This is a genomic window from Bradyrhizobium sp. 187 (assembly GCF_023101005.1).
GTDB lineage: Bacteria > Pseudomonadota > Alphaproteobacteria > Rhizobiales > Xanthobacteraceae > Bradyrhizobium > Bradyrhizobium canariense_D.
Genome location: NZ_CP064693.1, coordinates 7,199,624 through 7,224,103, shown reverse-complemented (window position 1 = coordinate 7,224,103; position 24,480 = coordinate 7,199,624). Strand labels below are relative to the sequence as shown.

Annotated in this window: 24 protein-coding genes and 1 tRNA gene; 16 read left to right on the top strand and 9 right to left on the bottom strand. The window is 65.6% G+C overall.

From position 1 onward, the window contains the following. Positions 1-30 precede the first annotated feature (30 nt). Positions 31-1,476, top strand: a complete 1,446-nt coding sequence (locus IVB19_RS34800) for an MATE family efflux transporter (RefSeq protein ID WP_085349691.1) — start codon at positions 31-33, stop codon at positions 1,474-1,476. Here IVB19_RS34800 and IVB19_RS34795 read toward each other — a convergent pair. The 5 genes from IVB19_RS34795 to IVB19_RS34775 form a co-directional block, all read right to left on the bottom strand. After that, positions 1,473-1,979: a hypothetical protein gene (locus IVB19_RS34795; RefSeq protein WP_026233082.1), complete on the bottom strand. Its 507-nt coding sequence runs from the start codon at positions 1,977-1,979 to the stop codon at positions 1,473-1,475. The genes IVB19_RS34800 and IVB19_RS34795 overlap by 4 nt on opposite strands. Positions 1,980-2,079: 100 nt before the next feature. Further along, positions 2,080-2,481, bottom strand: a complete 402-nt coding sequence (locus IVB19_RS34790) for an SRPBCC family protein (protein ID WP_018456081.1) — start codon at positions 2,479-2,481, stop codon at positions 2,080-2,082. A 195-nt stretch (positions 2,482-2,676) separates the two neighbouring features. Continuing rightward, complete coding sequence (locus IVB19_RS34785; RefSeq protein ID WP_026233083.1) at positions 2,677-3,036, bottom strand: VOC family protein; 360 nt, start codon at positions 3,034-3,036, stop codon at positions 2,677-2,679. Positions 3,037-3,092: 56 nt separating this feature from the next. Beyond that, positions 3,093-3,932, bottom strand: coding sequence for a helix-turn-helix transcriptional regulator (locus tag IVB19_RS34780; RefSeq protein WP_018456083.1), 840 nt, complete (start codon positions 3,930-3,932; stop codon positions 3,093-3,095). 9 nt (positions 3,933-3,941) lie between these two features. Beyond that, positions 3,942-4,520, bottom strand: coding sequence for a methylated-DNA--[protein]-cysteine S-methyltransferase (locus IVB19_RS34775; RefSeq protein ID WP_018456084.1), 579 nt, complete (start codon positions 4,518-4,520; stop codon positions 3,942-3,944). A gap of 172 nt (positions 4,521-4,692) precedes the next feature. Between IVB19_RS34775 and IVB19_RS34770 the strand changes: the two genes are divergently transcribed. Further along, a tRNA-Gly gene (locus IVB19_RS34770) sits at positions 4,693-4,766 on the top strand. Between the two features lie 4 nt (positions 4,767-4,770). On the opposite strand, the gene IVB19_RS34765 is transcribed toward IVB19_RS34770, so the two are convergent. Next, on the bottom strand, positions 4,771-5,763 hold the full coding sequence (locus IVB19_RS34765; protein WP_018460107.1) for an alpha/beta fold hydrolase: 993 nt from the start codon (positions 5,761-5,763) through the stop codon (positions 4,771-4,773). A 188-nt stretch (positions 5,764-5,951) separates the two neighbouring features. On the opposite strand from IVB19_RS34765, the gene IVB19_RS34760 reads away from it, so the two are divergent. Together IVB19_RS34760 and IVB19_RS34755 are read left to right on the top strand one after the other, a co-directional pair. Then, positions 5,952-6,533 carry a helix-turn-helix domain-containing protein gene (locus IVB19_RS34760; protein ID WP_018460106.1) on the top strand — a complete coding sequence of 194 codons (582 nt, stop codon included), beginning with the start codon at positions 5,952-5,954 and terminating at the stop codon, positions 6,531-6,533. 10 nt (positions 6,534-6,543) lie between these two features. After that, entirely contained in the window at positions 6,544-7,011 is a 468-nt protein-coding gene (locus IVB19_RS34755; protein WP_085384941.1) for a GNAT family N-acetyltransferase, read from the top strand. 1 nt (position 7,012) lies between these two features. Here the strand turns inward: IVB19_RS34755 and IVB19_RS34750 are convergent, their stop codons facing one another. Then, a complete protein-coding gene (locus IVB19_RS34750) occupies positions 7,013-7,540 on the bottom strand; it encodes a DUF1003 domain-containing protein (RefSeq protein ID WP_018460104.1) in 528 nt (175 codons plus the stop codon). A 111-nt stretch (positions 7,541-7,651) separates the two neighbouring features. Between IVB19_RS34750 and IVB19_RS34745 the strand changes: the two genes are divergently transcribed. The 8 genes from IVB19_RS34745 (at position 7,652) to IVB19_RS34710 (ending at position 16,383) form a co-directional block, all read left to right on the top strand. Further along, the gene (locus tag IVB19_RS34745; RefSeq protein WP_018460103.1) at positions 7,652-8,710 is read left to right on the top strand and encodes a LacI family DNA-binding transcriptional regulator; all 1,059 of its coding nucleotides are present in this window, start codon (positions 7,652-7,654) and stop codon (positions 8,708-8,710) included. An 82-nt stretch (positions 8,711-8,792) separates the two neighbouring features. Further along, complete coding sequence (gene xylB, locus IVB19_RS34740) at positions 8,793-10,247, top strand: xylulokinase (protein ID WP_018460102.1); 1,455 nt, start codon at positions 8,793-8,795, stop codon at positions 10,245-10,247. Next, the gene (gene xylA, locus IVB19_RS34735; protein WP_247820792.1) at positions 10,248-11,570 is read left to right on the top strand and encodes a xylose isomerase; all 1,323 of its coding nucleotides are present in this window, start codon (positions 10,248-10,250) and stop codon (positions 11,568-11,570) included. A gap of 12 nt (positions 11,571-11,582) precedes the next feature. Next, complete coding sequence (locus IVB19_RS34730; protein WP_007597833.1) at positions 11,583-12,341, top strand: ATP-binding cassette domain-containing protein; 759 nt, start codon at positions 11,583-11,585, stop codon at positions 12,339-12,341. Beyond that, positions 12,341-13,423, top strand: coding sequence for an ABC transporter permease (locus IVB19_RS34725; RefSeq protein ID WP_018460100.1), 1,083 nt, complete (start codon positions 12,341-12,343; stop codon positions 13,421-13,423). The genes IVB19_RS34730 and IVB19_RS34725 overlap by 1 nt, the downstream gene beginning before the upstream one ends. A gap of 94 nt (positions 13,424-13,517) precedes the next feature. Continuing rightward, complete coding sequence (locus IVB19_RS34720; protein ID WP_026233945.1) at positions 13,518-14,450, top strand: sugar-binding protein; 933 nt, start codon at positions 13,518-13,520, stop codon at positions 14,448-14,450. A gap of 103 nt (positions 14,451-14,553) precedes the next feature. Further along, complete coding sequence (locus IVB19_RS34715) at positions 14,554-15,531, top strand: aldo/keto reductase (protein ID WP_018460098.1); 978 nt, start codon at positions 14,554-14,556, stop codon at positions 15,529-15,531. A 3-nt stretch (positions 15,532-15,534) separates the two neighbouring features. Further along, on the top strand, positions 15,535-16,383 hold the full coding sequence (locus tag IVB19_RS34710) for an amidohydrolase family protein (protein ID WP_018460097.1): 849 nt from the start codon (positions 15,535-15,537) through the stop codon (positions 16,381-16,383). 21 nt (positions 16,384-16,404) lie between these two features. Here the strand turns inward: IVB19_RS34710 and IVB19_RS34705 are convergent, their stop codons facing one another. Beyond that, positions 16,405-17,208, bottom strand: a complete 804-nt coding sequence (locus IVB19_RS34705) for an ATP-grasp domain-containing protein (RefSeq protein WP_018460096.1) — start codon at positions 17,206-17,208, stop codon at positions 16,405-16,407. Positions 17,209-17,608: 400 nt separating this feature from the next. Between IVB19_RS34705 and IVB19_RS34700 the strand changes: the two genes are divergently transcribed. From IVB19_RS34700 to IVB19_RS34690, 3 genes are all read left to right on the top strand, one after another. Beyond that, the gene (locus IVB19_RS34700; RefSeq protein WP_018460095.1) at positions 17,609-18,382 is read left to right on the top strand and encodes a ferredoxin--NADP reductase; all 774 of its coding nucleotides are present in this window, start codon (positions 17,609-17,611) and stop codon (positions 18,380-18,382) included. Positions 18,383-18,600: 218 nt separating this feature from the next. After that, on the top strand, positions 18,601-20,310 hold the full coding sequence (locus IVB19_RS34695; protein WP_198957634.1) for an FMN-binding glutamate synthase family protein: 1,710 nt from the start codon (positions 18,601-18,603) through the stop codon (positions 20,308-20,310). Between the two features lie 98 nt (positions 20,311-20,408). Next, a complete protein-coding gene (locus IVB19_RS34690; protein WP_018460093.1) occupies positions 20,409-20,651 on the top strand; it encodes a PilZ domain-containing protein in 243 nt (80 codons plus the stop codon). Positions 20,652-20,863: 212 nt separating this feature from the next. On the opposite strand, the gene IVB19_RS34685 is transcribed toward IVB19_RS34690, so the two are convergent. Then, complete coding sequence (locus tag IVB19_RS34685) at positions 20,864-22,159, bottom strand: hemolysin family protein (RefSeq protein WP_085349708.1); 1,296 nt, start codon at positions 22,157-22,159, stop codon at positions 20,864-20,866. Positions 22,160-22,396: 237 nt separating this feature from the next. Between IVB19_RS34685 and IVB19_RS34680 the strand changes: the two genes are divergently transcribed. Continuing rightward, positions 22,397-24,472, top strand: coding sequence for a methyl-accepting chemotaxis protein (locus tag IVB19_RS34680; RefSeq protein WP_018460091.1), 2,076 nt, complete (start codon positions 22,397-22,399; stop codon positions 24,470-24,472). Positions 24,473-24,480 lie beyond the last annotated feature (8 nt).

Below are 24,480 nucleotides of genomic sequence, written 5' to 3'. Positions count from 1 at the left end.
GCCGGAAATGGCGCTTTGCCCGGAGAGGACATGTCAGACATCGCCGAAATCCCGGTCGATGAACAAGAGCGTCCGCTGCCGCCGCCTCCGCGCCCCGTGAGGAGCGCGCTGATGGACGGGCCGATCCTGCGCACGCTGCTCGGGCTGGCCTGGCCCAACGTGGTCGCGCTCTCAGCCGGCACCTGCACCGTGATTGCGGAGACCTCCTATATCGGACGGCTCGGCGTGGAAGCGCTGGCCGCGATGGCGCTGGTGTTTCCGACAGTGATCCTGACCATGACCATGTCAGGCGGTGCGATGGGCGGCGCGGTGGCCTCCGCCATCGCGCGCGCGCTCGGCGCGGGCGATCGCGAGCGTGCCGGGACGCTCGCCGCGCACGCGCTGCTGATCGGCATCAGCTTCGGCCTCGTCTTCATGCTGGGCATGCTGATCTTCGGGCCCAAGGTGCTTGAGATGCTCGGCGGCCGCGGCGACGTGCTGACGCATGCGATCGCCTACACCCAGGTGTTTTTCGGCGGCGCCGTGCTGCCCTGGCTGCTCAACACCATGGCCGGCGTCCTGCGCGGCACCGGCAACATGAAGCTGCCGTCGCTGTTGATCCTCAATTCCGCGGCCTGGCAGATCGTGCTCGGTGGCACGCTTGGCCTCGGCCTCGGTCCGGTGCCGCAATTCGGCATGCGCGGGGTCGCCGCCGGCGCGCTGATTGCCTATTGCATGAATATCGGCGTGATGGGCTGGTACCTGTTCTCCGGCCGCGCCCGCGTGACGCCGAAGCTGCGCGGACTTCGCATCCAATGGGCGATGTTTTTCGACATCCTCAAAGTGGGCGCCATCGCCTGCTTCTCGCCGCTGCAATCGGTGCTGACGATCTCGATCTTCACTCACATGCTTGCGAAATTCGGCACCGCGATCCTGGCCGGCTACGGCATCGGTGCGCGGCTGGAATTCCTGCTGACCTCGATCGCGTTCTCGTTCGGCATCGCCTCGGTGCCGATGATCGGCATGGCGGTCGGCGCCGGCCGCATCGCCCGCGCCCGGCGCATCGCCTGGATCGCAGCGGCGAGCGCCTTCGTCGCCGTCGGTGCACCGGCGTGCCTGGTCGCGGCCTTCCCCGATCTCTGGGTGAACATCTTCACGGACAGCGCGACCGTGCGCGCCACCAGCCACCAATATTTGTCGACAGTGGCGCCGTTCTACGCCTTCATCGGCCTCGCCTCGACGATGTATTTCTCGTCGCAGGGCGCTGCGAAGGTGATCGGCCCGGTGCTGGCGCAGACCGCGCGGCTGATCTACATCTCGGCTGTCGGCTGGTGGCTGTCGACGCATGATGCCACCGCGCAAAGCTTCTTCTGGCTGGCGGCGAGCTCGATGGTCGTGCTCGGCCTGCTCTCGTGCTCCAGCGTGGTGCTGACACGCTGGGGACCGCGCCAAACCAAACCTGCGATCAGGCCGGCTCTGTCGGCCGCCGCGGACTAGCGGTGCCTGTGGCGGCGATGGCCGCCACCACCGCCGACATTGGCGAGCCGCATCAGTTGCGGAATCATCGCCATCATGTCGCCGCCACCGGCGCCGCCGAGCATGCCCATGATATCGCCGCCGCCGATGCCGCCCATTCCGGCCGGCATGGTGCCGCCTCCACCCATCGGCGCGTAGCCGCCGTAATTGGGCGCGCCGAAACCGCCGCCGAGGTTGCCGGCGCCGAGGCCGCCAATGCCACCGCCGCCCATCATGCCAAGACCACCACCGCCATTCTCCATCATGCGGCTCATCATCGGGCCCATGGTCTGCATCATCATGCCGAAGCGGCGCTTGCCCATCTTGGCCTTCATCATCTCGAGCATCGGCGCCATCTGGGTCATTATGTCCTCGCCGCCGGCACCGCCGCCGCCGAAGAACTGCGCCTTTGCCGGCGCGCTCGAAATCGAAAACATCAGCAGCACGGCGGCCGCCTGGCAGATCACCTTGTCCGCACCTCTCATGGCCTGCTCCTCGCGTGCGTGGCGCCGCCGGGAGAGCGGAGCCAACCGGACGCACGGCGCCATCGTTATTGCGGACGAGGGCTGGGCTCTGTGAGAAAGATCACGCAGCTGCGGCCGGAAACGCGCGGTGTATGGCGGCGACGGCGTCCTTGGTCTGTCCCTGCACATAGGGCGCGAGCTCGTTCGGCAGCATGTCGATGATCCAGACCAGGCGGCATCTCGCCTCGCCCTCGGCGATCACCTGCACCGAGGCGCTGTAATGCTTCAGCCGCTCGTTGTTGATCGCGTAGACCAGCCGCTGCCGCGCATCGTCGCAATCGACCAGCACCTCGCGCGCCACCGATCCGTTGGCGAAGGTGACGATGCGCGTGTCGCCGTCGAGCGTGCAGGCCGTGACGAAGCCCGGCGCCAACCGCCGATGCAGCGCGCCGAAATCGCGCACGGCATCCCAGACGTCGCGCGCTGGGGCGTTGAGGGGAATGTCGTTGTGGATGGAGGCCATGATGCAATCCTGGTTGAGTTCCTTGATGTAGAGAAGCGAGCGATAGCGCCGTCATCCCAGCTGTCATCGCCCGACTCCATCGGGCGATCCAGTATTCCAGAGGCCGCTGTGATTGAATCGAGGAGCTGCGGCGTACTGGATACCCCGGTCAAGCCGGGGGATGACAGCGTGTGTGTGTGGTGAGGGCTGCCGCGTTCACACACAGACCGCCTCAACATTGTTGCCATCGGGATCGATCAAAAACGACGCGTAGTAAGTCGGGCTGTAATCCTTGCGCGGGCCGGCGCCGCCATTGTCGCGGCCACCGCTCTTCAAGCCCTCGCTGTGGAATGCCTTGACCGCGTCATGATCCCCCGCGCGAAACGCGATGTGCACGCCATCGGCTTTGCGCCCCTTGTTCAGGTGCAGCCACAGCGCCGGCTCGCCCTTCGGCCCGAAGCCGGCATAACCATCGCCACTCGAGCACACGACATAACCGAGCGGCGCCAGCACCGCGGTGTAGAAGCGCGTGGCGGCGTCGAGGTCGGCAACGCGCAATCCGATATGGTCGTACATGGTCGTCTCCATTGCCAAAGCGCGCCACAATCGGCGCGCGCCGGAGACGAACCTAGTCAGTTGAGGGCAAGCTGCTCTTGGAGAATCTTGCGCTCTCCCTTCGAAGCCTGGCGGAACTTGGTCGGCGATACACCAGCGGCGCGGTGGAAGGTGCGGACGAAGTTGGAGAGATCGCCGAAGCCGACGTCGTAGGCGATGTCGGTGACTGCGATGTCGTCGTCAGTCAGCAGCCGCGCCGCATGCCGCAGCCGCGAGCGCACCAGATATTGATGCGGAGTGACGCCGAGCACGGCGGAGAACAGCCGCAGGAAGTGGAAGGGGCTGAGGCCTGCCTGCCGTGCCGCCTGTTCGAGGTCGACCTCGGCATGCGAGTTGGCGTCGATCCAGAGCGCGGCTTCCACGGCGCGGCGGCGATCACGCGCCGTCGGTGTCGTCGGCTTGCGCGCCTTGCCCGACACGACATCGACGAAACGACCGGTGAGGATCTGCCCGACCTCGTCGAGACCGAGGTCGCTGTTGCCATCTGCCGCCGTCTGGGCGAGCTCGCCCAGCACCATCAGCTCGGGCAACGGTGGCGTCGCGCCGACCTGCCAGACGTCGCTCCGGCCGCCGAGCGCGTCGACCAGATCCTCGCTGAGGAAAAAGGACAGGCAGACGTCGCCGGCGACGTGCTCATGTGTGCAGGTGTATTCCTCGCCTGGCGCGCCGACCAGCATCGAGCCCGCCACCAGCTCGAAGAAGCCGGCGCGGCAATGACAGCCAAAGCTGCCGGCGCGGACATAGGCGATGGAATGGCCGGTGCGGCACTCCGCAAACGGGCTGTCGTCCGGTCCCGCGTCGCAGCGAAACTCGGAGACGGTCATCGAGGGGGTGGTCAGCAGCGTTGTTGCATCCATCCTCCCTATCTAGGTGGAGGGTCTCGGTGGGGCAACGGGCAGCAGGACGTCGAACAGCGTCTTGCTGGCGATCGGATGGGTGCCCTCCAGCGACAGCAGCCGCCGCTTGGAGATTACGCCGCCATAGGGCGAGAGCCGGTCGGTGTAATTGCCGGCCTCCAGCACCCGGTGGCAGGGCACGATCAGCATGTAGGGATTTTTCGCGATCGCCTGTGCCACCGAATGCGCGGCGCCGGAGGCGCCCAGCGCCTTGGCGATCTCGTGATAGGTGCGCGTCTCCCCGCGCGGGATGGCGCAGGCCGCCTCGTAGACCCGCCGGTTGAAGCCGGGCACCCCGCTCGCGTCCAGGCTGACCTCGGAAAAATCAGCATCGCTGCCCTGCAGCAAGCTCACGATGCCCTCGATCGCGAACTCGGCGTTCGCGGAAGGCCGCTGCTCGCGTGCCTCGGGATGGATCTGGAAAATCCGGCGGCGGGTGTCGATCTCCCGCGCCTCCGGCAACTGCACGGCGACGACCCCGGTGCTGCTCCAGATGATGCCGCAGCGCCCTATGGTCGTGTCGAATATCGCGTAGCCATGCCCCACCATACACACGCCCCCACGCAACGTACGCTCTCCCCAGACCGCGACCATAACACCGCCACAATCCGCCGCACCCAAAATCGTACCGGAAACTTAAGAAGGGGCGGGCGGGCTGCGCCAAAGCGCTTGGCGAGATGCGCCGTCTCGGCTAATCAGAGCGGGCGCAAGCTGCGCATCCGCGGGCGTAGTTCAATGGTAGAACGGCAGCTTCCCAAGCTGCATACGAGGGTTCGATTCCCTTCGCCCGCTCCATCCTTTAGTTCGGCAGGCTCCGCAGAAATTCCACGATCGCCGCGTTCACCTCCGCCGGCCGTTCCTGCTGCGTCCAGTGTCCGCACCCCGGTAGCATCTTGATCTCGCGTAATTGCGGCACCCATTGCTTCATGTTGGCAACGTGCTCGGCGGCGCCAGGGAAGGCCATGACCATGTCGTAGTCGCCGGCGATGAAGAGCGAGGGCACGACCACCTTGACGCCCTCGAAGGCGCCCATCAGCTCCCAGTTGCGATCGATGTTGCGATAGTAGTTGAGCGGTCCGCGAAACCCACTATGGGCAAATTCGGCGCCGTAATAGTCGAGGTCCGCGCTGCTCAGCCACGACGGCAGCGGCACCTGCACCTTCGGCAGCATGCCGTCCTTGCGAGAGACCATGCCGACACCGGCGGTCCGCCCTTGACGCTCGGCATTGGCGCGGATCACCGCCGCGCCTTCGCCGGAACCGCCATAGAGCATCGCGCCGAGCGTTGCGCGCGTATCCCTTTCGAATTCTGCTTCGGCGACACCCGGCTCCTGGAAATACAGTTGATAGAACTGCGCATCCGCCGTCTGTGGCATTACGCTCGTCGGCCGCACCGGACTGCGTGGTCGATAGGGCACGCTAAGAATGGCGGCGGCGCGGAAGCGGTCGGGCCGCAGGCGCGCCGTGTGCCAGGCGATCGTCGCGCCCCAGTCGTGCCCGACGATGACGGCGTCCTTCGCCTCGAAAGCGTCGAGCACGCCGACGAGGTCGCCGACCATGTGGAGGATCGTGTACTGGTCGATCGCTTCGGGCCGGTCGCTCTTGCCGTAGCCGCGCATGTCAGGGGCGACCGCGTGGAAACCGGCTGCCCCCAGCGCCTCGAGTTGGTGACGCCAGGAGTACCAACCTTCCGGAAAGCCGTGGCAGAGCAGCACCATCGGCCCCTTGCCCTGCTCGGCGACGTTGAGGCTGATGCCGTTGGCCTTGATCGTCCGCTGCGTCGGTTCGCCCATGTCGCCGCCTCCCGGTCATCGTCGTTGGGTCTATCCTAGTCGGCCCTATAGGCTCCGCAAAGTTTCTAATATATTGGCCCCTCGCTTCCGGCACGCACGCATCGCCCAGCTTAAGCTTCTCGCGGCCCTGATGGGTGCGGTCCTCGTGTCGGCAATGTTCGGATCAGAGACCAGGACCTGTAAAGAAAATGGACCAGCAGAAACTCGATCGCGCGATCGGTCGTCGCTTGAAGACGCTGCGGACGCAGGCCGGCATGACGCTGAATGAGCTCGCAGGCCGCTCCGGCGTCAGCCGGGCGATGATCGGGCGGGTGGAGCGGGCGCAGAGCAGCGCGACGGCTGCGCTGCTGGGAAAACTCTGCGCCGCGCTCGACGTGTCGCTCAGCGACGTCGTCGCGCTGGCCGAAAAGCCGCCGGAGCGGCTGGTGCGGCTCGCCGACCAGCCGCACTGGCGCGATCCCGACAGCGGCTATCGCCGCCGTCACGCGTCGCCCACGGACGCGGCGAGCGGCATCGAGATCATCGTCGTCGATTTGCCGGCCGGTGCGCGGGTGCCATACAGCCCTTGGGGCCGCAATGCCTTCACCCAGCAGCTCCTGATGCTGGAGGGCGCGATCGCCGTGCACATCGACGCCAAGGCGGTTCGCCTGCGCGAAGGCGACTGTCTCGACTTCGATGTGATGCGCGCGGTGATCTTCGAGAACGAGACCAGACAGGACGCGCGCTACGTCATCATCACGCGCCGCGGCGCGTCCTACGGCAAGATGTGAGACCGTGACGATGCAGATCCGCACCGGCGACACCTTTGATCCGCGCGTCATCGCGCTGCTCGATCATCACGTCACGGCGGCGCGGGCGCAGACCGCGCCGGGCAGCGCCCATGCGCTCGATCTCTCCGGACTGCGCGCGCCCGACATCGCGTTCTGGACCGGCTGGGACGGCGAGACGCTGGTCGCCGTCGGTGCGCTGAAGACGCTGTCAGCCGAGCACGGCGAGGTGAAGTCGATGCACACGCTCCAGACCACGCGGCGGCGCGGCTTTGGCGGTGAGATGCTCCGCCACATCGTCACAGAAGCCCGCGCGCGCGGCATGGCGCGGCTCAGCCTCGAGACCGGCTCGTGGGACTATTTCAAGCCGGCGCTCGCGCTCTACCGGGCGCATGGCTTTGTCCTCTGCGGCCCGTTCGAGGGCTATGTCGAGGATCCCAACAGCCTGTTCCTGACCCTCGACCTGTCGGCCAGCCGATAGCTCAGGAGCGCGTCTCCTCGATCCTGTCGAGCACGCGCTCGGGAGCGATGTCGCGGCTTGCCTCCTCCAGATCCCGTTTCGAGTCGGGCTGGACATCGAGCCGCTCGGCGATCTGCGTAAGGAGGCGGGCAACCTTGGTCAATTCGTGCTCGGCGAGAAGGCTGATCTGGAGATCGAGATCGGCGCGCTTGTCCGCTGCTGCACTCATGCGGTTCTGCGAGATCAGCACGAATGTCGACAGGAAGATCGCCTCGACCGAAGCAATCATCGCCAGCACTACGAAGCTCTCGTCCCAGGCCGGGATTCCCGGCAGCCAATGCAGATTGGCGATGATCCAGAAGCCGAACACAGCGACATGGAGATAGACGAACGCCATGCTGCCGGTGAACGCCGTGATCGCATCGGCAAGCTTTTCCTGACCCTTGGCAGCGCGCTGCTCCCGGCGGCGGCGCTCGACCAGAGCCTGGATGTTGCGCTCGAGCGTCGGGCTCAATCCCTCGCCCGGATCATGGGTGATATCGTTATGCACAGGGCGGCAACGGCGGACGGGAAAGGCTGTTCCTGGGCTGAGCTGCGGGAAAATGCTGCCGCCTCTCAAAATGAGTTGCGTACCTCAAAACACCTCTGCTAGCCTTCAGCCATGGCCGAGACGCTCACCACGACCGCGCTGACGCTGAAGGACATCGCCCGCCAGGCCGGCGTCAGCCTCGCGACGGTGGACCGCGTCCTGCACAATCGGCCGGGCGTGCGGCCGGATACGGTCCGGCGCGTCAAGGAGGCGATCGAGCGCAATTCGTTCCAGCCGCACGTGGCCGCCGCCGAGCTCGCCCGCGGCCGCGCCCGCCGTTTCGCCTTCGTGATGCCGTCGGGGCCGAACCCGTTCATGCAGCAGATCCAGGATTATCTCGGCGAGATGTCGGGCTGGTTGTCGTCCCGCCGCCTTGGCGTCGAGACCGTCGCGACCGACGTGTTCGATCCGTCCATGCTCGCGGCATCCCTGGAAGGGCTCTCGGATGATTACGACGGTGTCGCTGTGGTGGCGCTGGATCATCCCAGGGTCCGCGCCGCGATCGACGATCTCGTCGATGCCGGCGCCAAGGTCGTGACGCTGGTCTCGGACGTGCCGTCGTCGCGCCGGCACCATTATGTCGGCATCGACAACATTGCTGCGGGGCGGACTGCCGGCGCGCTGGTCGGGCGGCTGGTCGGACAAAAGTCCGGCAAGGTCGCGATCGTCGCGGGCTCGCAGGGCCTGCGCGATCATGCCGAGCGCATTTTTGGCTTCAACCAGGTGATGGCGTCGGAATTCCCCGGCCTCACCGTGCTGCCGGTGCTCGAAGGGCGCGACGAGGACGCGCGTTCGGAGCAGGTGTTGACGCGGCTGTTGAGCCGGCATGCCGACATCGTGGGTCTTTATAATGTCGGCGCCGGTACGCAAGGCGTCGCCAACGCGTTGAATGAAAAGGCGTTGAGCGATGCCAGTCGCGACAAGCAGGCGGTGTTCGTCGGACACGACCTCACCGCGTTGACGCGTCGGCTGCTGCTGCAGGGCGTGATGCATGCCGCGATTTCGCAGAACCCCGGACATGAAGCGCGCGCCGCCGTACGTGTGCTGCTCGCGCTCGCCCGTGGCGAGCCGATCTTGCGCGAACAGGAGAAGATCAGGATCGACATCGTGATGCGGGACAATCTGCCTTAGCGGCAGGTGGAATTCAAAACGACCCGTTGCGGGTAAGGCGACTTTGAGTTCGCGCACCGCAACAGGCGAAAGGGAGGACGGCGTGTATCTCGGAATCGACATCGGCACATCGGGTGTGAAAGCGGTGCTCGTCAGCGAAGCCGGCGCTGTTGTCGCGACGGCGGCGCGCGAGCTTGCGCTGTCGCATCCGGCGCTGCTGTGGTCCGAGCAGGATCCCGATGCCTGGGTCGATGCGGCGGTCGGCGCGGTCGACGATCTTGCCGCCCGCCATCCCCGCGAGGTCGCGCGGGTGCGCGGCATCGGACTATCCGGCCAGATGCATGGCGCGACGCTGCTGGACGAGGACGGAGCGCCGCTGCGTCCCGCGATCCTCTGGAACGACGGTCGCTCGCATGCCGAATGCGTCGCGCTGGAGCGGCGCTGCCCGTCGTTGCATACGATCGCCGGCAATCTGGCCATGCCCGGCTTCACCGCGCCGAAGCTGCTCTGGGTCGCCAGGCACGAGCCGAAAATCTTCGCGCGCGTCGCAAAGGTGCTGCTGCCGAAGGCCTATGTCCGCTATCGCCTGACCGGCGAGATGGTCGAGGACATGTCGGACGCGGCCGGCACGCTATGGCTCGACGTCGGTCTGCGCCGCTGGTCGCCCCTGCTGCTGCATGCCACCGGGCTCGATCTCCATCACATGCCACGCCTGGTCGAGGGCAGCGACGTCAGCGCGACGCTCGCGCCGGACTACGCTCAACGCTGGGGCATGACTAGGGATGTCGTGGTCGCCGGCGGCGCCGGCGATAATGCCGCGAGCGCGATCGGGCTCGGCGCCATCGCGCCGGGCGATGCGTTTCTGTCGCTTGGCACATCCGGCGTGGTGTTCCGCGTCACCGATCGGTTTGCACCGGCGCCGGCCGCGGCGGTCCATGCGTTCTGTCACGCGCTGCCCGGCCGCTGGCATCAGATGGGCGTGATGCTGTCGGCGGCGGCTTCGCTGGCCTGGCTCGCGGGCGTGATGGAGACGCCGGCGCCAGCGCTGCTGGCGCCGCTCGGCGAGCGCGTCGATGGACCGAGTCCGGTCAAATTCCTGCCTTATCTCGACGGCGAGCGCACGCCGCACAACGATGCCGCCGCCAGCGGTGCCTTCGTCGGCCTGCGCGGTGCGACCGGGCGCTCCCAGATCGTTCAGGCCGTCCTCGAAGGCGTCGCCTTCGCTGCGCGCGACAATCTGGCGGCACTGAGCGCGGCGGGCGGGCCGCTTCCCGAGGTTGATCTCGTCGGCGGCGGCTCGCGCTCGCCGCTGTGGGCGCAGATCTGCGCCGATGTGCTCGGCATCCCCGTCCACCGCGTCGAGGAGGGCGAGGTCGGAGCGGCGCTCGGCGCCGCCAGGCTCGGACGGCTCGCCGCCACCGGCGAAGACGCGGCTGCGGTTTGCACCCGTCCGCGGCGGCTCGCGAGCTTTACGCCTCGCGCATCGGTCAGCGCGGCCTATGACGAGGCCTATCGCCGCTGGCGCGAACTTTATCCCGCGTTGAAGGAGTGTGCCTGAGTGACTGCGTCAGTGAAATTCTTCGATACAAGCGTACCTGTCGCCTTCGCCGGCGGAGATGCCGGCAACACGCCTGCCTTCCGCTGGTACGACAAGGACCGCCTCGTCCATGGCCGCAGGATGGAAGACCATCTGCGCTTTGCGGTCTGCTATTGGCACTCGTTGTGCTGGCCCGGCGGCGATCCCTTTGGCGGCGAGACGTTCCTGCGGCCCTGGCATCACGGCGCCGATGCGATGGCGCAGGCGCGCGCGAAGGCCGACGTCGCCTTCGAGCTGTTTCGCCTGCTCGACGTGCCCTTCTTCACCTTCCACGACGTCGATGCGGCGCCGGAAGGCAACTCGCTTGGCGAATCTGTTGCCAACCTCAATGCCATCGCCGATCTGTTCGAAGCGAAGATGGCCGCAAGCAAGGTGCGCCTGCTCTGGGGCACCGCCAATTTGTTCACGCATCGCCGCTACATGGCGGGCGCGGCCACCAATCCAGACCCGGAGATATTCACCTATGCCGCCGGCCAGGTCCGCGCCGCGCTGGAGGTGACGCACAGGCTCGGCGGCCAGAACTACGTGCTGTGGGGCGGGCGCGAGGGCTACGAGACGCTGCTCAACACCGATCTCAAGCGCGAGCTCGACCAGCTCGGCCGCTTCGTCTCGCTGGTGGTCGAGCACAAGCACAAGATCGGCTTCAAGGGACCGATCCTGATCGAGCCGAAGCCGAAGGAGCCGACCAAGCACCAATATGATTTCGACGTCGCCACCTGCTACGGCTTCCTCGCGCGTTACGACCTGCTGAAGGACGTCAAGCTCAACATCGAGCAGAACCACGCCATCCTCGCCGGCCACTCCTTCCATCACGAGGTCGCGCTGGCGGAGGCGCTGGGTGTGTTCGGCTCGCTCGACATCAACCGCGGCGACGATCTGCTCGGCTGGGACACTGACCAGTTCGCGATGAACGTGCCCGAGCTTGCCCTGGTGTTCCACGAGCTCCTGAGCCGCGGTGGCTTCAGCTCCGGCGGGCTCAATTTCGACGCCAAGATCCGCCACCAGTCGATCGATCCCGACGATCTGATCCATGCCCATGTCGGCTCGATGGATGCCTGCGCGCGGGCGTTGCTCGCCGCTGCGGACATGCTCGACGCCGGCGTGCTCACTGGGCCGCTCGCGAAACGCTACGAGGGATGGGCCGGGCCTGAAGGCCGCGCCATTCTCGGCGGCCAGCGCTCGCTTGCCGAACTTGCCGACCGCGCGCACGGCCCGGGCTTTGACCCGCAGCCGCGCTCGGGCCGGCAGGAATATCTGGAATCCCTCGTCAACCGCTACGTCTGAGGAAGGCCGCTGATGACAAATGCACAAGCGACACCGGTCCTCGAGCTGACCGGCATCGGCAAGGAGTTCGGCGCGATCCGCGCGCTGCATGATGTCGACATGCAGGTCCTCCCCGGCGAAGTCGTCGGCCTGATGGGCGACAACGGCGCGGGCAAGTCGACGCTGGTCAAGATCATCGCCGGCAATTTCCGCCCCAGCCACGGCGAAATCCGCTTCGCCGGCAGCGCCGTCCATTTCAACCGGCCCGTCGATGCCCGCGGCGTCGGCATCGAGGTGGTCTATCAGGACCTTGCGCTCGCCGACAATCTCACCGCAGCGGCCAACGTGTTTCTCGGGCGCGAGCTGAAGCGAAGGATCGGGCCGTTCGCGTTGCTCGACCACAAGGCAATGGCGGCGCGTGCGCTGGAGCTGTTCGGCGAGCTGCGCTCGGAGACGCGCCCCGACGATCTCGTCAAGCAGATGTCGGGCGGCCAGCGCCAGGCGGTTGCGATCGCGCGGACGCGGCTCTCCAACGCGAAGCTGGTGATGATGGACGAGCCGACGGCCGCGATCTCGGTCCGCCAGGTCGAGCAGGTGCTCGGCCTGATTCACCGGCTGAAGGAGCAGGGCGTTGCCGTGATGCTGATCTCGCACCGCATGCCCGACGTGTTCGCGGTGTGCGATCGCGTCATCGTCATGCGCCGCGGCGAAAAGCGGGCCGACAAGCCCATCCACCAGACCTCCCCCGAGGAAGTCACCGCCCTGATCACCGGCGCGAAGGAGGCGGCGTGATGGCCATGCCCATGGAATCTCCGATCACCTTCTCGAACATCGGCAAGATTAGATGGTGGCAGCGCGGCATTTTCGCGTCCCAGACCGGCTATGTCCTGCTCGCGCTGGCGGTGCTGCTGGTGGTCATGCATTTCGCCAGCCCGTACTTCTTCACCGAGGGCAACATGCAGAACGTGGCGAAGAATTTCTCCTTCATCGCTATCGCTACCCTCGGCGTCACCTTCGTGATCATCACCGGCGGCATCGATCTGTCGGTCGGCTCGATGATGTGCTTCTCCGCCATGATCACCTCGATGGTGATGACCGAGCTGTCGGCGCCCGGCTCGCCGGCGGGATCCCTGTTCGTGCACATGGCGGCCGACGGCAAGACCGTGCTCGCCAATGTCCCTGGCCTGATCCTGGTGGTCTCGCTCCTCGCCGGCCTCGGCGTCGCGCTGCTCGCCGGCCTCGTCAACGGCTTCTGTATCGCGGTGCTCGGCCTGTCGCCGTTCGTCACCACCCTCGGCATGCTCTCGATCGTGCGCGGGCTCGGCTATGTCGTCTCCAACGGACGGGGCAGCTTTCCCGGTGGGCCGGATGCCGGTTATTTCTACGCGCTCACCTCCGGCGACGTGCTCGGCGTGCCCGTGCCATTCATTTATCTGATCGTCCTCGCGCTGGCGATGGCCGTGGTGCTGCACCACAGCTCGTTCGGCCGTCACGTGTTCGCGCTCGGCGGTAACGAGAAGGCGGCCGAACTCACCGGCATCCCGGTCGTGCGGGTGAAGATCGAGGTTTATGTGATCTGCGCGCTCGCCGCAGGCCTCCAGGGCATCATCATCTCGGGCTGGCTCGGATCGGCGCCGGCCAACATGGCGACGTCCTACGAGCTCAACGTGATCGCTGCGGCCGTCATCGGCGGTGCCAATCTCGCCGGCGGCATCGGTGGTCCACTCGGCGCCATCGTCGGCTGCGTGCTGCTCGAGGTGATCCGCAACGGCCTCGTGCTCGCCCAGGTCAGCTCCTACTGGCAGCAGACGCTGGTGGGCGTGATCATCATCCTGGCCGTATTGGTCGACCGCATCCGCTCGCGGATGATCTGAAACGACGTCGTTCCGGGACGGCAACGAAAATGCCGCCTGTCCACTTCCCGGACGATCTTGAGAGGACAGGCGCCAAAGAAGGGTGGAGGAGACGATGAGGAAATTTCTACTTGCCGGCATCGCGGTGGCGATGATGGCTACGCCGGCGTTTGCCGCAAACTACCGGTTCGTGATCGTGCCCAAGGCGATGAACAATCCGTTCTTCGACTTCGCGCGCGACGGCTGCCTGAAGCGTGCCAAGGAGCTCGGCAATATCGAGTGCATCTACAAGGGGCCGGTCGAGCACGAGCCGGCGACGCAGGCCCAGATCATCCAGGACTTCGTCACCCAGAAGGTCGACGGCCTCGCCATCTCGGTTGCCGACGTCGCGGCGATGACCAAGTCGATCGACGCGGCGACCGCGGCCGGCATCCCTGTCATCACCTTCGACGCCGATGCGCCCCGCGCCAAGCGCATCGCCTATATCGGCACCAACAACAAGGAGTTCGGCGTCGCCCTCGGCAAGGAGCTCCTGAAGCTGCGGCCCGACGGCGGCAAATACGCCATGGTTTCGGGTGGTCCCGGCGCCAAGAACCTCGCCGAACGCGTTGACGGCGTGCGCGAGGCGCTGAAGGGCTCGAAATGGACCGAGGTCGCGGGCTCTCCAACGTTCTGCAACGACGATCCCGCGCTGGCGGTTCAGCAGATGACTGACATGCGTACCGCGACGCCCGACCTCGCCGCAATCGTTCCCATCGGCGGCTGGCCGATGTTCGCCCCCGAAGGCTTCAAGGCCTTCGCGTCCAGGTACAAGAAGGATATCGATTCCGGCAAGTTCACGCTTGTCGTGGCCGATACGCTGAAGATGCAGCTCGAGCTGTTGCGCGATGGCTACGCCAATGCGCTGGTCGGCCAGCGTCCGTTCGAGATGGGCGAGAAGGCGATGGACACGCTGCTCGCCATCAAGAGGGGCGAGAAGGTGCCGGAGATCGTTTATACCGGCCTCGATCTCGTGACCAAGGACAACGTTGCGCAGATGTTGAAGTAGGAGCGTCGCCAGCCCCACGCTCCTGCGTGCCTCTCCCGCTTGCGATTTTCGCAAGCGGGAGAGATGATTTTGGCTGTTGGGGAGGACTGTTGAGGCAATGGGAATGAAAAGGTCGCGGCTCGGCTCGCTCGATGTCACCTCATTCGGCCTCGGTTCTGCCCCGCTCGGCGGATTGTTCACCCCCGTCAGCGATGCCGATGCGGAAGCGACCATCGCAAGCGCCTGGTCGCTCGGAATCCGCTTCTTCGACACCGCGCCGCTCTACGGCTTTGGCCTCGCGGAGCGACGCCTTGGCGCATTCCTGCGGCAACAACCCCGTGACTCCTACGCGATCTCGACCAAGGTCGGCCGTCTACTGCGTGCGCCCGATGGCGCTGCCGCCGAGGACGAGCATTACAAGGGCACGTCGCGCGAGCGGCCGGTGTTCGATTTCAGTTATGACGGCGTGATGCGGTCGGTGGAGGAAAGCCTGGCGCGGCTTGGGCTCGACCGCGTCGATGTCCTGCTCGTGCATGATCCCGACGATCACTATGACGACGCCGTCGCCGGCGCCTTCCGCGCGCTCCAGCGCCTGCGCGGGGACGGTACCGTCAAGGCGATCGGTGCCGGCATGAACCAGTCGGACATGCTGGTCCGGTTTGCAGAGGCCGTTCCGGTCGACTGCTTCCTGCTCGCCGGCCGCTACACGCTGCTCGACCAGGGCGCGCTGGATGCGCTGTTCCCGGTCTGCGCGGCGAAGAATATCGGCATCCTGCTCGGCGGCATCTACAACAGCGGCATCCTGGCCAATCCGCACACGGGCGCGAAGTTCAATTATCAGGATGCCGATGCGGCACTCGTCGCCCGCGCGCTCACGCTCGACGAGCTCTGCCGCAAGCACGGCACCGAGCTGAAAGCCGCCGCGCTGCAGTTCTGCATGGCCCATCCGGCAGTCACGGTCGCCGTGACGGGCGCGCGCAACGCCGCGGAAATTGCCGACAACATCGCGATGTCGGAGATGGCGGTGCCGGCGGCGTTCTGGCAGGAGCTGCGTGGGCGAAAACTCGTCGACGCCCGCGCGCCATTGCCGGCCGGAGCGTAAGGCATGATCGTCGACGCTCACCAGCATTTCTGGGATCCGGCGCGCGCCGACTATCCCTGGATGGACGCGCCCGAGCTCACGCCGATCCGGCGTGCCTTCGGTCCGGCCGATCTCGCGCCGCTTTTGAGCGCGAACGGCATCGACGCGAGCATCCTGGTGCAGTGCCGCTCCGCGCTGGCTGAGACCGAGGAATTCCTGCGGATCGCGCATGCGACGCCCTCGGTGATCGGCGTCGTCGGCTGGGCCGATCTGACCGACGCTGCACTTGGCGATACGCTGGAGCAGTTGCGTGCTTCGCCCGGCGGCGACAAGCTGGTCGGCATCCGCCACCAGGTCCATGACGAGGCCGACTCGGATTGGTTGTTGCGCGAGGACGTTCAGCGCGGCCTCACGGCCGTGTTCGCGCACGATCTCGCCTACGATTTCCTGGTCCGCACCCGCGAGCTGCCGGCCGCGATCGCAACCGCGCAAGCGTTCCCGCAGGCGCGCTTCGTGCTCGACCACGCAGCCAAGCCGCCGATCGCCGATGGCGGAAGCACTGGATGGTCCAACGGCATCGCGGCACTCGCGGCCTGCGGCAATGTCTGGTGCAAGGTCTCGGGGCTGGCGACGGAAGCGGTGTGGAGCGACTGGAATGCGGAACGGCTGTTTCCGTTCGTCGCGCACGCCGCGACATGCTTCGGCGAGGATCGCCTGATGTTCGGCTCGGACTGGCCGGTATGTTTGCTCGCGGGGAGCTATGGTGAGATCACGGGCGCGCTGGGGGCCTGCCTGATGAAGCTCGGGCCGCAGGTGCGGGAGAAGGCGTTCGGCGTGAATGCGAAGGCTGCGTATCGGTTGGCGATTGGTTGAAGCCGCCAGCGCGCGTGTCGCTCAGTGTTTGTCCCCAAACACCCGATCCAGCGCCGCATCGTACGTCGTCTGCACCAGCTCCGGATGCAGCTTCGCCAGCGCCTCCATCATCACGCCGGAATTGATCTCGAGCACGCGCCAGACGCCGTCGACGTGCACGAGGTCGATCGAGGCGAAGGTGATGCCGATGGCCTTGGCGGCGTTGATGGCGAGCTTTGCGCAGGCTGTGCGAAGATCGCCGTCCTGCATCAGCACGGGCTTCGCGCCCGCATCGAGATTGTGCCGCCAACCCGAGCCACGCTGCTTGCTGTAGACGACGAGTGGCACATCATCGAGCAGGACCACGCGTACTTCGTCCTCGATCACGGCATAGGGTGAGATCACGAGTCCGGCGCTCATCGAAAAGGCTTCGCCAACCGCATGATCGAGCTCTGTTTCCGTCGTGACCCTGAAGACGGATCGTCCCGACGTCCCCTCGTTCGGCTTCACCACCACGCCTTGCGGATTGTCGCCAAGCAGCGCCAGCATTGCCTCTCGCCAGCCAACGCCGACAACCTTCTCGCCCAACTTCGGATTGAGGAACAGGCGATGGGGAATGCAGGGCACGCCCTCGAGCGCCAGCACCTCGGCGGTGGCCGATTTGTCATTGGCCAGGCGGTGCGCGATGGCGCTGTTGAGGCCGATGTCGTAGCCGAACGCGAAGTGGCGCTGCTCGCCCCGGCGCATCGCGAGCAGCCAGCCATCGGCGCGGACATCGAGCGCGATGCCATGGGTTACGCAATAGCGCTTGATCGCCTGCACGAAGATCCGCTCGCCGCTCGCCATCTGTCTCTGTCGCCGGTCCTAGTCGCCAGTTCCGGTCGATCTTGGCGCCAAAAGCCGCAAAAATCGGGGAAACGACGCTAAACGGGGGTGAAATCAGAGCTATTCTTAATGAAATTCTCGCGAGCGCTACGGAAATTAAGTGCTGTATTCGAGCCTGGGAGGGAAAAGAAATTGCCTTCCGAATGCGCTGGACAGCAGATCCATTAATGATGTGACCATTTCCGCCGCAAATGCCGGTTTGACCGGCATCAATTGCATCCGGAACGAGGTTGATTATTGGTCTCAATGGCGTAGATCACACTCGCGAAATCCTCCGCCATGGCAATGGTGTCCGCTCCGCTTTCAGGGGCCGGGCAACGCTTTTGCCCTAAAACCGCAATTATTCGGAATATCGAAAATCATGAGCGCGTTTTACCGAGAGAAGGTTCTTTCCGTCCAGCACTGGACCGACACCCTGTTCAGCTTTCGCGCAACCCGCGATTCCGGCTTCCGCTTCCAGAACGGCCAGTTCGCGATGATCGGCCTCGAGGTTGAGGGCCGCCCGCTGCTCCGCGCCTACAGCATGGCGAGCGCTAATCACGAGGAAGAGCTCGAGTTCTTCTCGATCAAGGTTCAGGACGGCCCGCTGACGTCGCGTCTCCAGAAGATCAAGGAAGGCGACACCATCCTGGTCGGCCGCAAGGCGACCGGCACGCTGATCACGGACAATCTCATTCCCGGCAAGCGGCTGCTGCTGCTCTCGACCGGCACCGGCCTCGCGCCCTTCGCCAGCCTGATCAAGGATCCCGAGGTTTACGACCAGTTCGACAGCATCGTGCTGGTGCACGGCTGCCGCCAGGTCTCCGAGCTCGCCTATGGCGAGAAGCTCGTCGCCGGTCTTCGCGAGGACGAACTGTTCGGGGAGTTGCTCGCGGACAAGCTCATCTACTACCCGACCGTGACCCGCGAGCCGTTCAAGAATCGCGGCCGCATCACCGACCTCATCAGCTCCGAGCAGATCTTCAACGACATCGGCCAGGGTCCGCTCGACATCGCGACCGACCGCATCATGATGTGCGGCAGCCCGGCGATGCTCGAAGAGCTGAAACTGATGTTCGAAGGCCGCGACTTCGTCGAGGGCTCGGGCAACAAGCCCGGCCATTTCGTGATCGAAAAGGCGTTCGTCGAGCGGTAGGCCCTCTCGGTCTCGTCCTGGCAAAAGCCAGGACGCTTGCCTGAGTAAAGCGCCTTGACCGGTTAATGCCCGTCCCTCCCGAGCCCTGCTGCACCGCAGCAGCCCGCCCATCGGGCTGATTGATTTGTCCCCGCCGAATTCGCTAGCGTGAAACAACCGCCGCGTCATATCCGTATGACAGGCGCGGGCGTATCGTACCGCCTCATGCTGGCGAGAGGATGGGAATCGTGGCCGACGAGAACAAAACGCAGGAATCGCCCAACCCGTCGGTCAAACGGCTGCCGCTGGCGGAAGAGGGGATCATGGAAACCCTGCTGCTGCCATTCTCTCCGCGCTTCATCGTCCTGACGATCTGCGCGGTGGTCACTGCGCTGCTGACCGGCATCGGATTTGCCGATGGCAAGATCTTCGACATTCTGCTGATCCCGATCCTGATCTTCGGCGCGCTGACGGCGCTTGGCGTCCGCGACCTCATGCAGAAGGGCCACGCCGTTCTGCGCAACTACCCGATCTCGGCCCATATCCGTTTTTTGCTCGAAGAGATACGCCCGGAGATGCGGCAGTATTTCTTCGAGAGCGAGAAGGACGGCATGCCGTTCTCGCGCGACATCCGTGCGGTGGTCTATCAGCGCGCCAAGATGCAGCTCGACAAGCGTCCGTTCGGTACCCAGGAGGACGTCTACCGCCAGGGTTATGAGTGGATGCATCACTCGGTCTCGCCGAAGACGCATGCCGAGGAGAAATTCCGCGTCACTATCGGCGGCCCGGATTGCGCCAAGCCGTATTCGGCTTCGGTATTCAACATTTCCGCCATGAGTTTTGGCGCGCTCAGCCCGAACGCCGTGCGCGCGCTGAATGCCGGCGCCAAGAAGGGCGGCTTCGCGCACGACACCGGCGAGGGCGGCTTCAGCCCCTATCACGCGGAGATGGGCGGCGACATCATCTGGGAGATCGGTTCGGGCTATTTCGGCTGTCGTCATCTCGACGGCGCCTTCGATCCCGAAGCCTTCGCGCGCGTCGCGACCCAGGACCAGATCAAGATGGTCGAGCTCAAGATCAGCCAGGGCGCCAAGCCCGGTCATGGCGGCGTGCTGCCGGCGGCGAAAGTCTCGGAGGAGATTTCCAAGATCCGCGGGGTCGCCATGGGCGAGGATTGCATCTCGCCGGCCTCGCATCGCGCCTTCTCGACGCCTGTCGGCATGATGAAGTTCATCGGCGAGATGCGAAAGCTCTCCGGCGGCAAGCCGACGGGCTTCAAGCTGTGCATCGGTCATCCGTGGGAATTCCTGGCGATCTGCAAGGCGATGATCGAGACCGGCATCTATCCCGACTTCATCGTTGTCGACGGCAACGAGGGTGGCACCGGCGCCGCGCCGCTGGAGTTCATGGACCATCTGGGCATGCCGATGCGCGAGGGCGTCAGTTTCGTCCACAACGCGCTGATCGGCATCAACGCGCGCGACCGCATCAAGATCGGCGCCTCCGGCAAGATAGCCACCGCGTTCGACATGGCGCGCGCCATGGCGATCGGCGCGGACTACTGCAATTCGGCGCGCGGCTTCATGTTCTCGCTCGGCTGCATCCAGTCGCTGAGCTGCCACACCGACCGCTGCCCGACCGGCGTCGCGACGCAGGACCCGACGCGGGCGCGCGCACTCTATGTGCCGCTCAAGATCGACCGCGTGCACAATTATCACCTGGCGACGCTGCACTCGCTGACCGAGCTGATCGCCGCGGCCGGTCTCGAACATCCGCAGCAGCTGCGCCCGATCCACTTCTCCCAGCGCACCTCGACGACGGACGTGAAATCCTTCGCGCAGCTTTATCCGTCGCTGCGTCCGGGCGAACTGCTCGAAGGCACCGAAGACCCACGCTTCCGGGACGCCTGGCGGATGGCACGGACGGAGACGTTCCAGCCGGCGCTGTAGGACGCCGGTCCACTTGCAGGGCCGCGGCCGCGCGCGCAAAAGCATCGCGAGGGGGGTGCGTTTAACGTTTGATTCAACTTTGGGTGTAGATTGTTCCCATGGACGAGCGGCGCGACAAGGCAAGGCATCGCGTGCTGAAGGCCGGAACGATCGAGTTCGGCGGCGGCGGCGCGATCGACTGCACTATCCGCAACCTGTCAGATACCGGCGCCGCGCTCGACGTCAGCAGTCCCGTCGGCATCCCCGACCATTTCAGCCTGCTTGTGCGGGCCGACGGAAAACATCTCGCCTGCACCGTGATCTGGCGCAAGGAAAAGCGGATCGGGGTGAGGTTCGGGTGAGGGTCTAGAGTTTGGCGCAAGCTCTAACCACAAACTCCGCCGTCGTCCCGGACAAGCGCCAGCGCAGATCCGGGACCCATACCGCGTGATCTGTCGATCATGCGCAGACAGCAGCACCGCGCAACTACCAGTCTTCGCCAAGCTCAATCCTGTGGCTATGGGTCCCGGATCTGCGCTCCGCTTCGCTGCGCTTCCGGGACGACGAGAGTGGCTCACCCCGTCTCTACTTCGCTCCGCCGGCTCGCCAGAATCTTGTCGATCCTCCGCCCGTCGAGATCGACCACCTCGATGTGCCAATCGCCAAAGTCGAAGGCGTCGCCGACATCAGGCAGCACGTTGAACTGTTGCAGCACGAGGCCGGCGACGGTGTTGTAGCGGTGCGGCGGCAGTTCGATGCCGAGCAGCTCGCCGAATTCGTCGACCGGCATCCAGCCTGAGACCAGCAGCGAATCGTCCGCGCGCTTGACGTAGGCCGGTTCCGGCGGGCCTTCCTCGGAATGGAAGGCACCGACAATGGATTCCAGAATGTCAGCCGTCGTCACGATGCCTTCGAAGGCGCCGTATTCGTCGTAGACGAGGCCGACATGCACCGGTGCAGCCTTCAGGATCGCCAGCACGTCGCGGGCATCGGCCGAGGCGGGAATGCCGGGCGCCTCGCGGACCAGCACGCGCAAATCCGGCGTGCGCTCGTTCATGAAGGCCACCAGCAGGTCCTTGGCTTGAAGCACGCCAATCGGCTTGTCGCGGTCGCCGTCGGACACCGGAAAGCGCGAATGCGGACTCTTGGCGATGGTCGCTTGAATGCTTTCCGGCGTATCGTTCAGGTCGATCTCGTTGACCTCCGTGCGCGGCGTCATAATCGCGCCGACCGGCCGGTCGCCGAGCCGCATCACGCCCGCGATCATCTCCTTTTCACCTGACTCGAGCACGCCTGCGTTTTCGGCTTCGCTGACGAGATGATGGATCTCATCTTCTGACACTTTTTCTTCAGACTTGCCGCCATGGCCGAGCAGCGTGAGGATCAGCTTGCCGGAGAGATCGAGCAGGAAGACCAGCGGCAGCGAGACCTTCGCAAGCACGTGCATCGCGGGTGCAACCCTGACCGCGATGCTCTCGGGGTCGCGCAGCGCCACCTGCTTCGGCACCAGCTCGCCGACGATCAGGGTGGCGTAGGTGATGAGCGTGACGACCAGCCCCACTCCGACGATGTCGGCAATTCCTGCGGACAGGCCGAGCTCGAGCAGCCATTGCGTCAGCCGCTGTCCGAGCGTCGCGCCCGAGAACGCGCCGGAGAGCACGCCGACCAGCGTGATCCCGATCTGCACCGTCGAGAGGAATTTGCCGGGATCGGCCGCGAGCGTCAGCGCCCGCTCGGCGCCGCGGACGCCCTTGGCGGCGAGCATCGACAGCCGGGCCGGGCGCGACGAGACCACGGCCAACTCGGACATGGACAGCAAGCCGTTGATGACGATCAGGACGACGACGATGGCGAGTTCGGCGGAGAGCATTGATGTTCCGAGGTAAGGCAGTGTGGCGCGGATGGCCGCACAGGTCTTGATATAGGTATTCGAGGAAGAAATGCCGATGATTCTGTCCCATCGGGCATCGCGAAGGAACTTCGGCGACCCCGTCCCCGAAGGCACTCCCCAATACCCCGCGGAACTACGGGCATGCCGTTGCTTAACGGGCTCTTAGCGGCCACCAGCTAGGTCTCGGCATTTGCAGGAATGTATTCGGGGATCAGAATGCGGATCGGGAAGCTCTTTGCGCTGTCGATGCTGACGGTGACGGTGTTTGCAGTCATCCTTGGCGCCGAGGTGCTGATACCCCAGGCGCGCATCTTCACGAACCGCTCCGATGCGATCAAGACGGTCGAGGCCTTCGGTGCGACCCTGATGGTCAGTCAGCACGTTGCCGGCCTTCGTGCTCCCTACATTTCCCCGATCTTCCAGGAGAATTCTGCGACGCAGGTCCAGATCGAAGCCGCCGCAAAGGCGGCGAAAGCGGTCGATGGCGCGTTCGAGGGGGCAAGGCGCGCCATCATGGTGCTGGATGATTCCGGAGCGATGATCGAAAACCTGGACCGTACTGCGCGGCGGCTCAAGGATATCATCACGGCGGCAGATCGCGCGATGAGCGTGCCCCTGGCGACGCGCGACGGCGCTGTAATCAAGGGCTTCCTTCCAGGCGTTGCCGAGGTCATCGGCAATATCGAGCCGATCATGAACCGGCTTGAAGCCAAGGTCATCAATGCCGATTCCTCGCTTGCGGCGCTGTTGAGCCTGGCGCGAACGGCGCAGGATCTGCGCGTCTCGGCCGGCAGCCGCGCCGCCACGCTGTCGCCGGCGCTGAGCGCTCGCCGACCGCTCACGGCGGCCGAATTGTCGCTGATGGATCGGATGCAGGGACGTGTCGAGGCCGACCGCGAGCGCATCGAGGCCGGCATCGACCAGCTCGGAAGCCCGCCCCGGATCGCCACCGCGCTGAAGGCGGCGACGGATTCCTATTTCGGGAAAGCAGCCGCTGCCGTGGACAAGGAGATGCTCGCGGCGCGTGGCGACGGCAAGTACGGCATCAATGCCGAAGAGCTGGCCAACATCATCGTCCCCGCCATCCAGATGTTCTACGGCGTCCGCGATGCCGCGCTGGCGGAAGCTGCCGAGCGCGCCTCGGCCGCGCGCGACGGCGCGCTGGCGATGCTCGCGCTCGCGGGCGTGGCGGTGCTGGCGCTGCTGGGGACACTCGGTGGCGTGACGATGATGTTGCGCAGGCGCGTGGTGACGCCGCTCAGCCGGCTCGCGGACGTGATCGCAACTCTTGCCGCCGGGCAGCACGAGGTCGAGATTCCCGTGACCGGCCGCAATGACGAGATCAGCCAGGTGGCGGGCTCGCTCCAGCACTTCAAAGATTCGCTCTCCGCCAAGAAGGCCGCCGATGAGGCCGCCGCGGTGGAAGCCGAGGCGAAGCTCCGGCGCAGCCAGCGCATGGACCAGATCGCACGCGATTTCGAAGCGTTGATCGGCGACGTCATCAACACCGTGTCGTCGGCATCGTCGGAGCTGGAAGTGTCGGCGGGAACGCTGACGAGCACCGCCGATCAATCGGAAAAGGTCACCGCGACCGTTGCGGCCGCCTCCGAGCAGGCCTCCAGCAACGTGCAGACCGTCGCCGCGGCCGCGGAGGAAATGGCGTCCTCGGTCGACGAGATCAGCCGGCAGGTCCAGGACTCCGCGCGGGTGGCCGGCGAAGCGGTGCAGCAGGCTGCGCGTACCAACGACTATGTCGGCGAACTCGCCAAGGCGGCCGGCCGGATCGGCGACGTGGTCGAGCTCATCAGCCAGATCGCGGGCCAGACCAATCTTCTGGCGCTCAATGCAACGATCGAGGCGGCGCGCGCCGGCGAGGCCGGGCGCGGCTTCGCCGTGGTCGCCTCCGAGGTCAAGGCGCTCGCCGAGCAGACCGCCAAGGCCACCGGCGAGATCAGCCAGCAGATCACGGGAATCCAGAGCGCGACGCAGGATTCCGTCGGCGCCATCAAGTCGATCGGCGACACCATCACCCGCATGTCCGAGATCGCATCGGCGATCGCCTCCGCGGTCGAGCAGCAAGGCGCGGCGACGCGGGAGATTTCCCGCAACGTGCAGCAGGCGGCATGCGGCACCCAACAGGTCTCCGCCAGCATCGTCGACGTGCAGCGCGGCGCGAGCCAGACCGGATCGGCCTCCTCCACCGTGCTCGCGTCAGCGAAGTCGCTGTCCGGCGAGAGCGGCCGCCTCAAGGTCGAGGTCGGGAAGTTCCTGGACGCGATCCGGGCTGCGTAAGTCACGTA

Bases quoted from the DNA above. Each gene is read 5' to 3' on its own strand.
- IVB19_RS34800 (WP_085349691.1), top strand. From the start codon at position 31: ATGTCAGACATCGCCGAAATCCCGGTCGATGAACAAGAGCGTCCGCTG.
- IVB19_RS34795 (WP_026233082.1), bottom strand. From the start codon at position 1,979: ATGAGAGGTGCGGACAAGGTGATCTGCCAGGCGGCCGCCGTGCTGCTG.
- IVB19_RS34790 (WP_018456081.1), bottom strand. From the start codon at position 2,481: ATGGCCTCCATCCACAACGACATTCCCCTCAACGCCCCAGCGCGCGAC.
- IVB19_RS34785 (WP_026233083.1), bottom strand. From the start codon at position 3,036: ATGTACGACCATATCGGATTGCGCGTTGCCGACCTCGACGCCGCCACG.
- IVB19_RS34780 (WP_018456083.1), bottom strand. From the start codon at position 3,932: ATGGATGCAACAACGCTGCTGACCACCCCCTCGATGACCGTCTCCGAG.
- IVB19_RS34775 (WP_018456084.1), bottom strand. From the start codon at position 4,520: ATGGTGGGGCATGGCTACGCGATATTCGACACGACCATAGGGCGCTGC.
- IVB19_RS34765 (WP_018460107.1), bottom strand. From the start codon at position 5,763: ATGGGCGAACCGACGCAGCGGACGATCAAGGCCAACGGCATCAGCCTC.
- IVB19_RS34760 (WP_018460106.1), top strand. From the start codon at position 5,952: ATGGACCAGCAGAAACTCGATCGCGCGATCGGTCGTCGCTTGAAGACG.
- IVB19_RS34755 (WP_085384941.1), top strand. From the start codon at position 6,544: ATGCAGATCCGCACCGGCGACACCTTTGATCCGCGCGTCATCGCGCTG.
- IVB19_RS34745 (WP_018460103.1), top strand. From the start codon at position 7,652: ATGGCCGAGACGCTCACCACGACCGCGCTGACGCTGAAGGACATCGCC.
- IVB19_RS34730 (WP_007597833.1), top strand. From the start codon at position 11,583: ATGACAAATGCACAAGCGACACCGGTCCTCGAGCTGACCGGCATCGGC.
- IVB19_RS34725 (WP_018460100.1), top strand. From the start codon at position 12,341: ATGGCCATGCCCATGGAATCTCCGATCACCTTCTCGAACATCGGCAAG.
- IVB19_RS34720 (WP_026233945.1), top strand. From the start codon at position 13,518: ATGAGGAAATTTCTACTTGCCGGCATCGCGGTGGCGATGATGGCTACG.
- IVB19_RS34715 (WP_018460098.1), top strand. From the start codon at position 14,554: ATGAAAAGGTCGCGGCTCGGCTCGCTCGATGTCACCTCATTCGGCCTC.
- IVB19_RS34710 (WP_018460097.1), top strand. From the start codon at position 15,535: ATGATCGTCGACGCTCACCAGCATTTCTGGGATCCGGCGCGCGCCGAC.
- IVB19_RS34705 (WP_018460096.1), bottom strand. From the start codon at position 17,208: ATGGCGAGCGGCGAGCGGATCTTCGTGCAGGCGATCAAGCGCTATTGC.
- IVB19_RS34700 (WP_018460095.1), top strand. From the start codon at position 17,609: ATGAGCGCGTTTTACCGAGAGAAGGTTCTTTCCGTCCAGCACTGGACC.
- IVB19_RS34695 (WP_198957634.1), top strand. From the start codon at position 18,601: ATGGGAATCGTGGCCGACGAGAACAAAACGCAGGAATCGCCCAACCCG.
- IVB19_RS34690 (WP_018460093.1), top strand. From the start codon at position 20,409: ATGGACGAGCGGCGCGACAAGGCAAGGCATCGCGTGCTGAAGGCCGGA.
- IVB19_RS34685 (WP_085349708.1), bottom strand. From the start codon at position 22,159: ATGCTCTCCGCCGAACTCGCCATCGTCGTCGTCCTGATCGTCATCAAC.
- IVB19_RS34680 (WP_018460091.1), top strand. From the start codon at position 22,397: ATGCGGATCGGGAAGCTCTTTGCGCTGTCGATGCTGACGGTGACGGTG.